Annotated in this window: 14 protein-coding genes and 1 tRNA gene; 14 read left to right on the forward strand and 1 reads right to left on the reverse strand. The window is 39.2% G+C overall.

From position 1 onward, the window contains the following. Positions 1-33 precede the first annotated feature (33 nt). The 11 genes from AC1MCB_RS19555 to AC1MCB_RS19605 all read left to right on the forward strand — a co-directional run bounded on the left by AC1MCB_RS19555 (position 34) and on the right by AC1MCB_RS19605 (position 11031). Positions 34-1209 carry a glycosyltransferase gene (locus tag AC1MCB_RS19555; RefSeq protein WP_479966408.1) on the forward strand — a complete coding sequence of 392 codons (1176 nt, stop codon included), beginning with the start codon at positions 34-36 and terminating at the stop codon, positions 1207-1209. A gap of 87 nt (positions 1210-1296) precedes the next feature. Next, the gene (locus tag AC1MCB_RS19560) at positions 1297-2181 is read left to right on the forward strand and encodes a glycosyltransferase family 8 protein (RefSeq protein WP_479966409.1); all 885 of its coding nucleotides are present in this window, start codon (positions 1297-1299) and stop codon (positions 2179-2181) included. A 13-nt stretch (positions 2182-2194) separates the two neighbouring features. Further along, entirely contained in the window at positions 2195-3364 is a 1170-nt protein-coding gene (locus AC1MCB_RS19565; RefSeq protein ID WP_479966410.1) for an XrtY-associated glycosyltransferase XYAG1, read from the forward strand. Between the two features lie 43 nt (positions 3365-3407). Then, positions 3408-4196 carry a glycosyltransferase family 2 protein gene (locus AC1MCB_RS19570; protein ID WP_479966411.1) on the forward strand — a complete coding sequence of 263 codons (789 nt, stop codon included), beginning with the start codon at positions 3408-3410 and terminating at the stop codon, positions 4194-4196. A gap of 49 nt (positions 4197-4245) precedes the next feature. Further along, the gene (locus AC1MCB_RS19575) at positions 4246-4827 is read left to right on the forward strand and encodes a WcaF family extracellular polysaccharide biosynthesis acetyltransferase (protein WP_479966412.1); all 582 of its coding nucleotides are present in this window, start codon (positions 4246-4248) and stop codon (positions 4825-4827) included. A 166-nt stretch (positions 4828-4993) separates the two neighbouring features. Beyond that, entirely contained in the window at positions 4994-6274 is a 1281-nt protein-coding gene (locus tag AC1MCB_RS19580) for a WcaI family glycosyltransferase (protein ID WP_479966413.1), read from the forward strand. 74 nt (positions 6275-6348) lie between these two features. Continuing rightward, positions 6349-7353 (forward strand): GDP-L-fucose synthase family protein, encoded by a 1005-nt coding sequence (locus tag AC1MCB_RS19585; RefSeq protein ID WP_479968763.1) that lies wholly within the window; start codon positions 6349-6351, stop codon positions 7351-7353. Between the two features lie 307 nt (positions 7354-7660). Next, on the forward strand, positions 7661-9013 hold the full coding sequence (locus tag AC1MCB_RS19590) for an undecaprenyl-phosphate glucose phosphotransferase (protein ID WP_479966414.1): 1353 nt from the start codon (positions 7661-7663) through the stop codon (positions 9011-9013). Positions 9014-9285: 272 nt separating this feature from the next. Then, positions 9286-10077: a HipA family kinase gene (locus AC1MCB_RS19595; RefSeq protein ID WP_479966415.1), complete on the forward strand. Its 792-nt coding sequence runs from the start codon at positions 9286-9288 to the stop codon at positions 10075-10077. Further along, positions 10055-10450: a DUF3037 domain-containing protein gene (locus AC1MCB_RS19600; protein WP_479966416.1), complete on the forward strand. Its 396-nt coding sequence runs from the start codon at positions 10055-10057 to the stop codon at positions 10448-10450. Before AC1MCB_RS19595 ends, AC1MCB_RS19600 begins: the two co-directional genes overlap by 23 nt. 32 nt (positions 10451-10482) lie before the next feature. After that, entirely contained in the window at positions 10483-11031 is a 549-nt protein-coding gene (locus AC1MCB_RS19605) for a GNAT family N-acetyltransferase (RefSeq protein WP_479966417.1), read from the forward strand. Between the two features lie 563 nt (positions 11032-11594). Here AC1MCB_RS19605 and AC1MCB_RS19610 read toward each other — a convergent pair. Further along, positions 11595-11681 (reverse strand) — tRNA-Ser (locus AC1MCB_RS19610). Between the two features lie 154 nt (positions 11682-11835). Here AC1MCB_RS19610 and AC1MCB_RS19615 point away from each other — a divergent pair. From AC1MCB_RS19615 to AC1MCB_RS19625, 3 genes are read left to right on the forward strand one after another with little or no spacing between them, the layout of a single operon-like run. After that, positions 11836-12807 carry a polyprenyl synthetase family protein gene (locus tag AC1MCB_RS19615; protein WP_479966418.1) on the forward strand — a complete coding sequence of 324 codons (972 nt, stop codon included), beginning with the start codon at positions 11836-11838 and terminating at the stop codon, positions 12805-12807. Position 12808: 1 nt separating this feature from the next. Beyond that, on the forward strand, positions 12809-13861 hold the full coding sequence (locus AC1MCB_RS19620; RefSeq protein ID WP_479966419.1) for a TerC family protein: 1053 nt from the start codon (positions 12809-12811) through the stop codon (positions 13859-13861). Between the two features lie 34 nt (positions 13862-13895). Continuing rightward, positions 13896-15365, forward strand: coding sequence for a M28 family peptidase (locus AC1MCB_RS19625; protein ID WP_479966420.1), 1470 nt, complete (start codon positions 13896-13898; stop codon positions 15363-15365). Positions 15366-15454 lie beyond the last annotated feature (89 nt).

Here is a 15454-nt window from a genome sequence, read left to right on the forward strand (position 1 = left end):
CATTAGACTTTGGCATTTCCTTCTTATTTAAAAATGAAGCAAATACCTTCAAATATTAGAATGATTTTAATTGGGAATTATCGCCTTGACCACCTTGAGAGTATGGACCGATTCGCTCAAATTCTTCAGAAGGGATTTATTAAAAAGGGGATAACCGTTGATATATGGCGTCCGCCCGTCTTTTTTGGTCGACTAGTTAACAGAGCCAGTCACGGCATGGGAAAATGGTTAGGATACATTGATAAATTCATAATCTTTCCCGTGGTTTTAGCTATCAGGCTAAAAAATGCGAATTTCGATAAATTTAATACCCGCTTTCATGTTTGTGATCAGGGGAACGCTCCTTATTTAAAATTCCTGCCTGCGCACAAGACAGGTATCACATGCCACGACGTATTAGCTATACGAGGTGCATTAGGGTTTACTGATGCATACGCACCGGCTTCTGCAACGGGAAAAATTTTTCAAAAGTGGATTTTTTATCATCTCAGCAGATCGTGCTGTTTAGCTTCCGTAACAGAACATACGTTAACGCAACTAATTGCTTTAAGCTACCCTAAATCAACGTCCCATTTGCATTGGCGGGTAGTCTATAATTCACTCAATAACGACTTTGGGGTGATAGCTAACGAAAAATATGAAGGTTTACTAACTAAGGCCGGAATAGTTCCGGATATTCCTTTTATACTTCATGTAGGTTCAAATGATGTTCGAAAGAATAGAAAGCTATTGATCGATATGGTAAATTGTCTCGGAGACCAATGGTCGGGGCTAGTTTGTTTTGCGGGCGAGGGAGCTAACAAAAGTTTGATAGGTTATGCTGAATCCCTGGGGCTTAAAAACCGGATAATATCCATCGTCAAGCCTGATCATAAAACTCTCGTATCTCTTTACAATGCATGCTTTGCCTACATCTTCCCATCCTTTTCTGAGGGATTTGGCTGGCCATTGATTGAGGCTCAAGCCTGTGGTGCGCCTGTTATAACAAGTAGTTTCGAGCCTTTGCCCGAGGTCGGCGGTGATGGTGCTCTTTATGCTGATCCGTACAAGCCGCAAGAGTTTGCTAAAGCATTTCTCTGGTTAAAAGAAAATGATTTTCGTTCCAAATTAGTTGAACGTGGTTTTCAAAATTCCAAACGGTTCAAAGCTGAAAAGATGATGGAGGCCTACCTTGAACTACACGGTATTAATCAGTTGATGCTGGCATAAATAAAAATAAACTAAACTCTAAGAGAATTCCTTCTCTGTTCATTGCTGATATTCAATCGATCAAGTCTGGTTTCCAATAAGTAATTTATGAATATCGCTTTTTGCATCAATCAACTTGGTATGATTGGTCTAGGTGTGACCATTTCTTCATTGATCCGTAATTGTTCTAATCAAAGCAGTTTAAAACTTTGGATTTTGTGTGCTGGGCTTGCCCAATGCCAAAAAAAGCAAATAGTCGAACTTTTGGGCCGGGAATCCTTCAGCGGAGATTATCACTTTATTGATTTTGACCCTGTATCTTATTTTGGCTCTTTTTCTTCACTTCATGGGGATTGGACTACTTACGGCAGATTACTTCTGGCCGATCTAATTGTTTGTGACCAGGTGCTTTATTTGGATTCGGATCTTATAGTTGAGTTAGATGTTTTAGAGATTAACGACTTTAATTTCAACGGATATGCGTTAGCAGCAGTAGGGGGAGGCAGTTTTATGTACACTCTGGGAAATCAATTTTATATCAACAAGCTAGGGATATCGCCAAATGTTGAATATTTTAATGCGGGAGTGCTTTTAATTAACTTGAAGGAGTGGCGAAGAAATAATGTTAAAGTCAAATGTCTTTCAATAGCATTACAGTATCCGTTGGAGCTGCCATCTCATGATCAATCACTTTTAAACATCTTTTGCTCAGGCAACTTTGCGAAGCTGCCACGTCGCTTCAATTGTGAATGGTTAGCACATAAGGAAAAGCCTGAAGTATCGAGGAACATGATTCTGCATTTTGTTGGATCTCCTAAACCCTGGGATCCCATGGGATCTTTGTTTCATAAAGGATATTCAATGTATTGTAAGTATTTAGATCCTAAGTGGAATGCTATTTTCGGCGGCTACAAATTGTCTTCATTGACCAGAGCCTGGAGTATCCGGAGATCCTATGCAAGATCTATCTCAAGCAGAATTAAGAGCGAATAAGCAGATTGCTTGTATGAATATACTTTTTCTGACACCAACTTATAAACCCGCCTATGTTTATGGGGGAGTTACTGTGGTGACCAGTCTGCTGGCTGAGTCTTTAGTAAAAAGTGGTCATGATGTTACAGTTTTTACAACTAATGGAAACGGCGAAACCGAATTAGAAATAGAGGCAGACAACGAATTAATCGTGGACGGTGTGAAGGTATTTTACTTCAAACGTTTTTCAAGAGGGCATTCACATCTTTCGCCCGCATTTTGGAAGATGATTTACTTAAATGCTAATAAGTTCGACATAGTCCATTTGCATTCCTGGTGGAATCCTCCAATGGTAATTGCCGCTGCCATATGTAAATTTCGTGGAGTGAGGCCTGTATTGTCACCGCATGGAATGTTATGTGAATACATATTGAACACAAATAATAAGCGAACAAAGCAACTCCTGCACTACGTTATTGGCAAATACTTATTAGAGAATACATTTCTTCATGTGTCATCAGAAATGGAATGGAATGAAAGTCAGGAAATGATTGGGGGAAATTGGACCGGAGCTATTATTCCAAATCTGGTAGAATCCGAATACTTTGAGCACACAAAAATTAGAAATGATAATGAGCCCTTTGTAATCGGATTTTTATCAAGAATAGATCCTAAAAAAAGACTTGATCTATTAATCCAGGCTTTGTCTGCAGTCACCTTTGATTATAGATTGAAAATCGCCGGAAATGGGGAAGATGATTATATAAGTTACTTGAAAAAGTTAGCTATAGAATGTGGCAATGCAGATAAAATCGATTGGGTTGGATGGAAAAATAAGGTTCAGAAATATGAATTTTATTCATCAATAGACCTTTTTGCACTTCTCTCATTTAATGAAAACTTTGGTGTGGTTGTCATAGAGGCATTGTCGGTGGGCACCCCTGTGTTCTTAAGTAGTGAGGTAGGATTGTCAAAATATGTGGTTCAAAACCAGTTAGGCTGGATTAGCGAGGGTTCAATAAGCAAAGTGATAGAGAAATTAGAATCGATATACAAGGATTCTGAAAAACGTCTTCAAATTCAAGAAAAGGCCCCGGTGGACATCAAGAGAGATTTTAACTGGAGATCGCTTACAAACAGATATCTGGAATTTTATTCTAACGTCAATAACAGGCTACTATTAAAAAGTGAAGTCTCTCTTTAAAAACACTCTTGTATAGCAGTGCGATTTTATAATTGATAGTGTCGTGGATAAAATAAGATCAAATATTTTACAGGCCTTAATTATTACGAAGGACGAAGAACCCAATATTGAACGAGTCTTAATGAGGCTGATTTGGTTAGAAAAGATCGTTGTTTTAGATAGCTACAGTACAGACGCTACACTAGAAATTCTCAGCAAGTTTCCCAACGTAACTGTATACCATAGAGATTTTGACACATTCGCACACCAGTGTAATTATGGACTTTCCTTGATTAATAGTGAATGGGTAATAAGTTTAGATGCTGATTACGTGTTAACCGATCAGTTTATAACTGAAACGATCGGTTTTTTAAGAATTGATGATAGACATATTTCAGCCTACAATACCCAGTTTAAATTTTTGGTTTTTGGGAAACAATTGCTGACAAATAACACCACTCCACGTCCAGTTTTTTTTAGGAGATCTGAGTGCAGCTACATTGATGATGGACATGCTCATAGGCTGGTGATTTCTGGAGGAGAAGGGTTTTACAAATCTTTTATTTTACACGACGACCGCAAATCACTAACCAGATGGCTTAATAATTTAAACGGCTATTCTGTAAAAGAATGTCAGAAACTGCTAGACCCAGATAATCCGGGTCGAAATTCATTAATTACCAAGATTAGAAAGACCAAGGTTTTGGCCCCAATATTCGTATTTTTTTATTGCCTTGTCGTTAAAGGACTGATTCTAGATGGATGGGCGGGGTGGCACTACACCATTCAAAGGACCATGGTCGAAATGTTATTCGCGTTACGACTAATTGAAGAAGAAAAGCTCAAGGCCTGATGCACTGTGTTTTGAATTGAGTCTTACCCCCGGTAGAGTTTATTGTTTCATGAAGGTAGATCTTTCACAGTTTCATTGTGGTAATTACCAGGCAGGTCCCAGGTTGAAAGTATTGATATGGTTTTTTGTTAATTACTATGTTTTTAACAGCTCCTTTCCCTGGCCATATAGATTTAAGAAGAAGCTACTCCATTTATTTGGTGCCAGGGTAGGTAAGGGTTTGGTTATTAAACCTAAAGTGAGAATAAAAAATCCGTGGAGACTTTCAATTGGCGACAATTGTTGGATAGGAGAATCAGTTTGGATTGACAATCTTGAGAATATTGATATTGGCAACAATGTAGCAATTTCTCAGGGGGCTATGTTGTTGACTGGTAACCATGATTATACAGTTAGCAATTTTGCTTACCGATTAGAAAAGATAAAAATTGAGGATGGGGTATGGATCGGTGCACAATCTGTAGTCTGCCCGGGGGTTATCTGCAAGTCGCACTCCATATTAACCGTCAATTCGGTAGCCAGCAAAAACTTAGAGGCGTATGGTATCTATTCCGGAAACCCTGCGACATTTATCCGAAACAGGCAAATGAAAGTGGACTTCCATGCCACTGAACCTGCTGTTTTTAATTAATCAAGTTCTTTTCACTAAGGTTAATTAACCTGAGCCTGGATTCAGGCCAGTAAAAACATTATCCTCTTCTTCCGGAATAAATTTTATCTCCAATGTGTCTGGCGTTAATCGTCTGATCGAATTCCCCGGATTCAACTTAAGAAAATTTCTTTTTAGCCAATTAGATATGAAAAAGTCTATATTATTAATTGGGTACAACTTTTATCCGGAACCAACTGGAATTGGAAAGTACAGCGGTGAGCAAATTCAGTGGCTTGCTAAAAAAGGTTATAATTGCTCAGTGCTTACGTCTTATCCGTACTATCCATTTTGGAAGGTTCAGGAGCCCTATGTTAAGGATCGATTCAGGTACACTACGGAGGTTGAACATTTAGATTCAGGGGGTAGTATAACGGTCCATCGCTGTCCTATGTATATTCCGGGAACACCCTCAGGTTTGAAAAGAGTCTTGATGGACTTTTCATTTTTAATTTTAGCGTTTTTTAAACTCCTTCAATTACTCATAGGGAAAAGGTTTGATCTGGTTATCACAATTCTTCCCTCGGTCACCCTTGGCCTACTAGGGATATTTTATAAGAAGGTAAAAGGTACTCAACTAGTTTGCCATGTACATGACCTCCAAATTGAAGCGGCCAGGGATTTAAAAATGATAAGATCTGAGAAAGCTCTTAGAGCCCTGTTTAAACTCGAGAAGTACATCTTTGATCAATGTGATGGGATTACCTGTGTGGGCGAAGGAATGTTGCGGAAAGTTAAAGAAAAGGCCCATAGAGATATTTCTCTATTTTATAACACCACCGATTTAAATCAATTTTATCCGATCAATGATCGGGCTAGTCTAAAACATTCCTTCGGTTTTAACTCCTCAGATAAAATAATTCTCTACTCGGGAGCAATTGGTGAGAAGCAGGGGATTGAATCGGTACTTTACTCAGCTCAAAAATTCAGGAATAGGCTGGATTTGAAGTTTGTGATATGTGGTTCGGGACCATATAAAGATCGATTACAGAGCTTAGCATCCCAGCTTAAATTACAGAATGTCCGTTTTATTCCGTTGCAACCGATAGAGAACTTCAATAGATTCTTAAATATGGCCGATGTTCATCTTATTATTCAAAAAGGTAATGCCTGCGATCTGGTGATGCCATCTAAACTGAATACCGTTTTAGCTATCGGCGGGGTAGCGTTAGTTACTGCAAATATTGAATCGGGAATGCATTCATTAATTCAGAAACACGAAATGGGAATATTGGTGGAAGCCGAGAATCAAACAGCATTAAACGAAGGCATACTTGAAGCGCTTGGGGAAAATGCAAAAGTGCGAGCAGCAAATGCTCGAAGATATGCTGAAATGTATCTTTCGGTAGACAGGATAATGAATTCTTTTGAAGAGTCATTTTTAATGTTTGATTTAACAAAAGGGGAGCATGCAACAAGTTTGTCATGAAGTTGCATTTATAGGTCTAGCCAAGAATTCCTGAATTCTTTGAACAGGTATTTCAACTGTAATTTCTTCCCAGCATAGATTGTTTCACATTAGTCCACGTAAGTTTTTTATTCGCGTACGGGACTTATTTAATCAGGAAAAGTAGGATGGAAAAAACCGATAAGATATATGTGGCCGGCCATAGAGGAATGGTTGGTTCGGCAATTGTCAGGAAGCTAGAGAAAGATGGCTACAGCAATATCATTGTTCGCACCTCCCAAGAACTAGACCTAAGAAATCAACAGCAAGTGTGCACTTTCTTTGAGGTAGAAAAGCCTGGGTATGTTTTTTTGGCTGCTGCGAAAGTTGGAGGAATCATTGCAAATGATACTTACCGTGCTGAGTTTATATATAATAACCTCATGATTCAAAATAATGTTATTCATTGTGCTTTTTTGAACAAGGTTAAAAAATTGATGCTCTTAGGATCCTCATGTATATACCCGAAGGCTTGCTCTCAACCCATCAAAGAAGAATACCTTTTAACCGGAGAAATCGAACCAACTAACGAGCCCTATGCAATAGCAAAAATTGCTGGGATTAAGCTATGCGATGCTTATAGATATAATTACGGTTGCAATTTTATTTCTGTAATGCCAACTAACATATATGGGCCTAATGACAATTACGATTTGCACAATTCCCATGTTCTGCCCGCTTTACTAAAAAAAATCATTATTGCCCGAAATAACCTGGAGGCCTCGGTAACAATATGGGGAAGCGGAACTCCGAGAAGGGAATTTCTACATGCGGATGATTTGGCCAGCGCTCTACTATTCTTAATGCAAGTTTATAATGAACCCGGTGTAATTAACATCGGTGTAGGAGAGGATATCTCCATTTTAGATCTATCTAAACTAATCCAAAAAATAGTGGGTTTCAAGGGGGCTATTATCACAGACTTAACTAAACCTGATGGCGCACCGAGGAAGCTGATGGATATAAGCAGGCTCAGTTCCATGGGGTGGAAAGCTAAGGTCACTTTGGAAGACGGTATTCGCGAGGTATATAACGAAATGGACCGAAAACAATGGGCTTAGTTGTTTTTAGTCGTACTGTTTTCACGATAATCCCCCACGAGGCTATATATCCGAAAACTGTATTAATAGCTCAGATCAACCAAGAAATTATTGAAAACTCTGTTCCAGGGCTTGAGACATGCGAACCTAATTACAAGGAAATTTTCAATGCCTCCGATATCGAAGTTTCGTGTCGTATTTCATCAATTGCCTTCCATTTAGCTTGCAACTCTACAAATTCTAATCGACAACCATTTTCTAAAGAGGTTCTTCTTATTTCGAGATCATGCAAAACCGGTTCTTATACTCCCTGCGCATTATCCTAATTTTGTCTGATGTATTATTAATTAATAGTGCGTATTTCATCGCGCACTATTTCTATAATCTTGCAATCAATGTTCAGACATTTGATTATTATAAAGAAAATCTAATTAGTGTCAATCTAACGTGGCTTATCGCTGCCAATGTTTTTCAACTTTATAACAAGGCAAACATTGAAAATATTGAACAGATTTTTCGCAGCACATGGAAAAGTGTCACTTTGCATGGAGGGTTGTTTGTCTGTTATCTCGTATTTTTTCAGGAGACAAAAATCTCCGATTACTTAATATTCTTATTTTATTCTCTTTGTATCACAGGATTTATCACCAGCAGATTTCTTTGCACAATTGTTGAAATTGAATTTGTTCGACGCTATAAAACTGGACGACCGGTTGCCGTTTTGGGATTAAATCAAATGGGCTTGCGGTTAGCTTCATTTTTTGAGTCAAATAAGAAGCAATATTCCTTTCACGGCTTTCTTGATTCTGAGGATGATTCGGTTTTGGTCGACCCTTCCGGGCGCTTATTGCCAGTCACTTGTGCGCAAATAAAGAAGGCTTCTGAAAGAAATATCAAAGACGTATATGTCTCGTTAAGCGCAGATCGGATGAGCGAAGCCGGATCTCTAATACTTGAAGCAGAAAGGCAGTGTGTGAGATTAAAGTTCGTCCCAGATTTCAGCCAATTACTGGATGGCCCATTCACTATAAATTATATGGGCGAGTTTCCTGTTTTTAGTCTAAGAAATGAACCGCTGGAAGAAATAGATAATCGCTTTAAAAAGCGTTTGGCAGATATTGTCTTCAGTTCTGTTGTTATCCTGTTTTTATTGAGCTGGTTATTTCCTTTGATTGCTGTAATTATTAAACTCGAGAGTAGAGGCCCCGTAATGTTTAGACAACTACGCAGCGGTCGTGATAACTCTAAATTCTACTGTTACAAGTTCAGGAGCATGACAAGCAATCCCGACTCTGATACTCTGCAGACTTCCAGAAACGATAGCCGGGTTACTTTTTTTGGAAAAATTTTAAGAAAAACCAGTATGGATGAACTTCCTCAATTTTTCAATGTCCTAATTGGAAATATGAGTGTGGTTGGTCCCAGACCCCATATGCTAAAACATACAGAAGAATACCGCGCTATTATAGACAAGTATATGATTCGTCATCACTTAAAGCCTGGCATAACAGGTTGGGCCCAAATAAATGGATTTAGGGGTGCTACTGATACACCATACCTTATGGAAAAAAGGGTAGAACATGATATTTGGTATTTAAATAACTGGTCTATAATGCTGGATGTCAAAATTGTTTTTTTGACTATAATTAATATCCTTCGCGGGGAAACAAATGCTTATTAATAGCTGCTGATGAAGATTTAAAAGTAAAAAAACTATCCGATCAATCTAAATTTAAGCCTGGCCACTAGCCGGGCTTTTTTTTTCAAGATTTTTCAGCGTTAAGTGCCGTTAGAAGTTTTAAGTTTGATGAGCAGGGGAGCTTTAGCTGGTGAGCTACTTAAAGTTAGATGCTTTACATTTTTAAGCAGCTAAGTACAATGCGGTAATCAGGTGACGGCGTATGATATTTGAAATAAAAATGCCGTTCGTCCAACAAGCTAAGTGTAATTAATATGAATCATACTCATGATCTTTTAAGAACGGTAAATGTTACCCGCTATGTAACACCCCTGAGGGAGGGAGGCTCAATGCCGGCAATCGCCGAAGCTGACGATGGATTTTTATACGTACTTAAGTTTAGAGGGGCGGGACAGGGTGCAAAGGCTCTTATCGCGGAAATTATTGGTGGCGAGATAGCCAGGACGCTCGGTTTTAAAGTTCCAGAACTCGTTTTTGCAAATCTCGATGAAGCTTTCGGACGTACGGAACCGGACGAAGAAATTCAAGACTTGTTAAAATTCAGTGTTGGGCTTAATCTTGCATTCCACTATTTATCCGGCTCTATAACGTTTGATCCCACAGTTATGAAGGTAGATTCTAAACTTGCCTCGCAGATCGTATGGTTAGACTGCCTGCTCACCAATATGGACCGAACCTGCCGGAATACCAACATGTTGGTATGGCACAAGGAGCTATGGCTGATCGATCATGGTGCCTCGTTTTATTTCCATCACTCATGGCAAAACTGGCGTGAAAAGGCCATTCAACCTTTCGCACTAATCAAAGATCATGTATTACTTAAGCAGGCGACAGAATTAGATCAGGTCAATGAAGAATTTCGGGTAATACTGACTGATGAACTCATTAGTTCAATTATAAGTTTAATTCCTGATGAATGGTTGGGCGGGATATTTGAGACAACCGATGAACATCGGCAGGCTTACACCCAATTTTTACAACTGAGGATAGCAAACTCAGCAATATTCCTAAATGAAGCTCAAAATGCAAGAAAAGGACTTATTTGAATACGCGGTCATTAGGGTGGTACCGAGGGTTGAACGAGAGGAATTTCTCAATGTCGGAGTGATCCTATTTTGTTTTAAACAGAAGTACTTGAAGGCTTTGTGTAAATTAGATGAGGATAAAATTAGCGCTGTGTACGGCAATGCAATGGATGTAATGGAAATTGAGAATATTAAAGAGAATTTAAATTCTTTCGTAAAGATTGCTGAGGGAGGAAGGGAAGCCGGGCCAATTGGAGAGTTGGATATGCCTTCGCGTTTCCGATGGCTTACCGCGACACGCAGCACCGTATTGCAGACTTCAAAAGTTCATCCTGGCTTTTGTGAGGATCCACAGCAAACTCTCGAGCGTCTTTTTGATCAATTGGTTTTATAGTAATTTTAACTGCTAAATACTCTTAAAACATTATGCTTCAGGTTAATTTTACTCCTTTCCCAAATTTACGGTCTGAGCGTCTGATGTTAAGGCAGGTTACACCGGAAGATGTTGACCAGATCTATGAAATTCGTTCCGATACTGCGACCATGAAGTATATTCCCAGGCCGTTGGCTAAAAATAAACAAGATGCGCTAGATCATATTCAAACAATCACGAAAGGCCTGGAAGATAATGAGTCCATTGCCTGGGCGATAACGCTTAAGGGAGATGTCAAACTAGTTGGCATAATTTGCTTGTTAAGGATGCAGCTAAAAAACTTTAGAACCGAGCTGGGATATGTACTTCATCCTGACTACCATGGAAAAGGAATAATGAGGGAGTCTGTTAACCTGGTGATCGATTATGCATTCAACAGCTTGAAATTTCATTCTATTGAAGCGGTCATTGACCCGGAAAATTTAGCTTCTGAAAATGTGCTTCTTAAAAGTAAGTTTATTAAAGAAGGACATTTGAAAGAAAATGAATTCTATGAAGGAAGATTTCTAGACACTGTAATCTACTCATTGTTAAACAAGTAGAGTCGGGTCTTCTTTAGTCTTTGTTTAGTTGGCAGCGTTCTGAAGTACCTTAGCCCCATAGTAAGCGAAAGACCTTAACCCGAGCTTAAAAGTCACTCCATAGCATTATTAGGAGACACTGCAGATCGGGTAACTGCAGGCGGGATATCACAGTTGACCTGGATTGGAAACAATCAATATATCCTTTGTCAGAATATAAAAGAACCCGCTTTACTCAACAATGATGATCAATAAATAATACAACATATCATACTGATTTATGCTAACGGCCATCTCTGCAAAAAGGATGGCCTTTTTTCTTGATGTATTAGTTGACTACCCGCTTCAAACTTATCCTCATCTCCTTAGGAGATAAGCATCTACTTAACATATGAATACAGGGGTGCTCACAGGTGTTTGATCGAAGGGATGACATAGTAAGTATATAGTAAGCATATCGTTCATGCAAATAAAGGTATAAAGTCTTTTGACTGCAGTGTTCCAAAATATCCTGTGGATTACTGATTTGCTTGCCTATGGTCATCAAACAAAAAACTCCTGGGGCAAATGCCTCAGGAGTTTAGCGGAGAGGGTGGGATTCGAACCCACGGTACCCTTGCGGATACACGAACTTTCCAAGCTCGCTCGTTCGGCCACTCTGACACCTCTCCGAAGGGCTACAAAAGTATTAAAATTTCAGAAATTCTGAGTTTTAATTCAAAAAGGTAAAATGACTTCATGGCTGCCGTTTAATTCACTTAAATCATCATTTTTCAATATGTTTGCATCATTGTTCCCAAATCCTAAAACCGCATTCGAACTTTAATGCCTGGCTTAAACGAGATCAAACAACCTATTGCCTCCGAACTCGACGCTTTTGAAAAAAAGTTTAAGGCCTCGATGCACAGCTCAGTTCCACTTCTCGACCGGATTACACATTATATAGTCAAAAGAAAAGGTAAGCAAATCAGGCCGATGTTTGTTTTCTTTTCGGCTAGTTTGTGCGGTGGCATTACCGATGCAACCCATCGGGGGGCAGCTTTAGTTGAGTTACTTCATACAGCCACTCTTGTTCATGATGATGTTGTAGATAACTCATATGAACGGCGAGGTTTTTTCTCCATCAACGCATTATGGAAAAACAAGATCGCTGTTCTGGTTGGGGATTACCTTCTGTCTAAAGGATTACTTTTATCAATCAATAATGGCGATTTCGATCTGTTGAAGATAGTTTCGCTTGCTGTTGAACAGATGAGTGAGGGCGAATTACTACAGATCGAAAAAGCCCGGCACCTGGATATTGACGAAAAGGTTTATTATGAAGTAATCCGCCAAAAAACAGCTTCTCTTATCGCTTCTTGTTGTTCATGTGGAGCCGCGTCTGCAGGAGCTGATCCAGAAACCGTTGAAAGGATGCGTTTATTCGGGGAGAAGATCGGTTTGGCATTTCAGATAAAAGATGATCTTTTCGATTTTGGCACTGATGATATCGGAAAGCCTCTGGGCATTGATATCAAAGAAAAGAAATTGACACTGCCCTTGATTTACGCATTAAGTAAAGCTACCCGCTCTCAGAAAAGGCATATCATCAATCTTGTCAAAAATCATAATGAAGAGTCTGATAAAGTAACTGAAGTTATCAAGTTCGTCCGGATAAGCGGTGGCCTGGATTACGCCACCCAACGAATGCTTCAGTATCAGGATGAAGCTTTTGATATCCTAAAAACATTCCCTGAACACACATCGCGTACGGCCCTCGAGCAATTAGTACGCTTCACGACTGAACGAAAAAAATAGTATGTCAAACGAGTATATCTTTTTTGGGAGTTTTCTCCTTTTCATCATCCTGATGCTTTCTATTGATCTGGGGGTTTTTAATAAGAAAGACCACGTAGTTAAATTCAAAGAAGCTGCAGTGATGAGTTTTATCTGGGTATCGTTTGCGCTTGGATTTTATTTCCTTTTATTGACTGAAGGTCAGATCTTGCACGGTATCGACAACTTTGCCCGGCTTGAGGAGGTCACCCAAAAGCACTTTCACAATATCACGCTTATACCTGGAAACTTTGAAGAAAGTTTGCATCTCTATAATCAGAATCTTGCCCTTGAATTCATAACAGGTTATATTATTGAATATGCTCTCTCAGTGGACAATATTTTTGTTATGGTGCTAATCTTCAGTGCTTTTGGCGTTGATGAGAAATATTACCATCGTGTATTAGTTTGGGGTATTATCGGTGCTATTATCATGCGATTTACCTTCATATTTGTCGGTGCAACCTTAATCGCAAAGTTTGGATGGGTATTGTATGTTTTCGGTGCTTTCCTGGTTTATACCGGAGTTATGATGTTCCTTAAACGGGATGAAGATGATAAGATTGACACCCAGAATCATAAAGTTGTCAGGTTTGCATCACGTTTTTTCGCCGTATACCCGGATTATGTAGGGAATAGATTTTTTGTAAAGTTCGACGGAAAACGTTTTATTACCCCTTTGTTTGTGGTCTTGCTCATCGTTGAGTTTACTGACCTGGTATTCGCGGTTGATTCTATCCCCGCAATTTTCTCGGTAACAAAAGATCCGTACATCGTATTCTTTTCTAATATTTTTGCCATCCTTGGACTTCGTTCTATGTTTTTCCTACTGGTGAACGTGATTCATAAGTTTCATTATTTGAAAGTTGGATTGGCACTTTTGTTAGTGTTTATTGGGTTGAAAATGCTTGGTCACCATTGGTTAGATCAATGGGGTTTCAAAACAATGCACTCTCTTTTTATAATTCTAGGGATTCTAACAGTGAGTGTGGTAGCCTCCCTAATGTTTCCCAAAAAGCCAGAAAAGCATTCCTAACGTTGCATTGATTTAATTTAGCATCAATTTTAGCATGACGACTAAGTCCTTATTTCCCATCTTTTGTTTCATTTTAAGTTTTCAATCTGTATTTGCGCAACCAACTTCGGATTGGAATAAAGTTTTCGCAAAAATTAATCACGAAGTACAAAATAATTCGAGAGCGTATTCTACTCTAAAGGATGCATCGGAAAAGATCGGCCATCGTCTTACGGGTTCTGAAAACGGGAAAAAGGCAGAGGAATATGCCTTTAATCTCTTAAAATCATATGGTTTCCAGGTGAGATATCAGCCTTTCGAGGTTGAAAGCTGGAGTCGCGGAACATTAAAAACAATGGTCAGTCTGAATGGCAAGCTATTTGAAATTAAGTCGGTTTCTCTTGCACACTCTCCGGTAAAAGCCAATGTACACACCGCTCTTGTCGATATGAATAATGGTCTCGAAGAAGATTATTTAGTCAACCCTGATAAGGTAAAGGGTAAGGTTGCACTTATCTATCTGGGTATTCTGCCGGGTTCAAAGCCAGGTTTAAAAAACCTGCACCGGTCAGAAAAAACTGCTTTGGCAACAAAGTATGGTGCTGCTGGTGTTATGATATTCAACACCGTCCCTGGGGGAGTTTTGTTAACAGGTACAGCGTCTGTGACCGGTAAGCTTGTACCACTTCCGGCTGTTTGTATTGGTTTTGAAGATGGAATGAATTTTAAAGAGAAATTGAAAAATGAACAGTTGGAGGCCAGTATTTCAATGACTAATTTTTCTGGGTTAATCAGAGCCCGTAATGTAATTGCCACCTTTAAAGGCGCCGAATTACCGGGTGAAAAGATTGTGGTAGGAGGTCATCTAGATAGCTGGGATCTTGCAACCGGTGCTATTGACAATGGTATAGGATCATTTTCAATACTCGACATGGCGCGCACTTTTTCAGCTTTAAAATTGCAGGCTAAACGTAGCGTTGAATTCGTCATGTTCATGGGTGAAGAACAAGGATTACTTGGCTCGAAGGCTTATGTCGAAAACGCTGTTAAAGACAATTCCGCTAACCAGATCAGGTATATGCTAAATTACGACATGACCAACAATCCTAAAGGCTACAGTTCCAGCTCAGTTGAATCAAAAGAATTATTTGAATCGATTGGCAGCATTGCTGCAGCTATTGATACAAGCTTTAAAAATATCTTTTCAAGTGGTGCCGGTTTACATAGTGATCATCAGCCCTTTATGTTACAGGGTATTCCTACAGGTGGTGCAGCAGGAGGTAAGTTGCCGAATAATTCAGGTCGTTGCTATCATGCGGACTGCGACTCATTCGACCTTGTAGATGAGCAGGACATGAAAAATACCGTCCGTTTCAACTCTATGCTGATCTTTGGTTTGGCTGATGCCAAAACTATCCCCTCCATCAGATTAAACGATACACAAACCCGTGATTTTCTGCTCAGAAATAATTTGAAAGAGCCTTTGCAAATTTCAGGCGAGTGGAGATGGAATGACACGGAGTAAAAATTGCTAAACAGAATATGGTTTGCTAGTCTGTCTGGGCAAAATCGTAAGCATTGATTGATATAAAAATGGTTAAGGAATATGTCTGA

The sequence above is a fragment of the Daejeonella sp. AP26 genome (assembly GCF_056680515.1).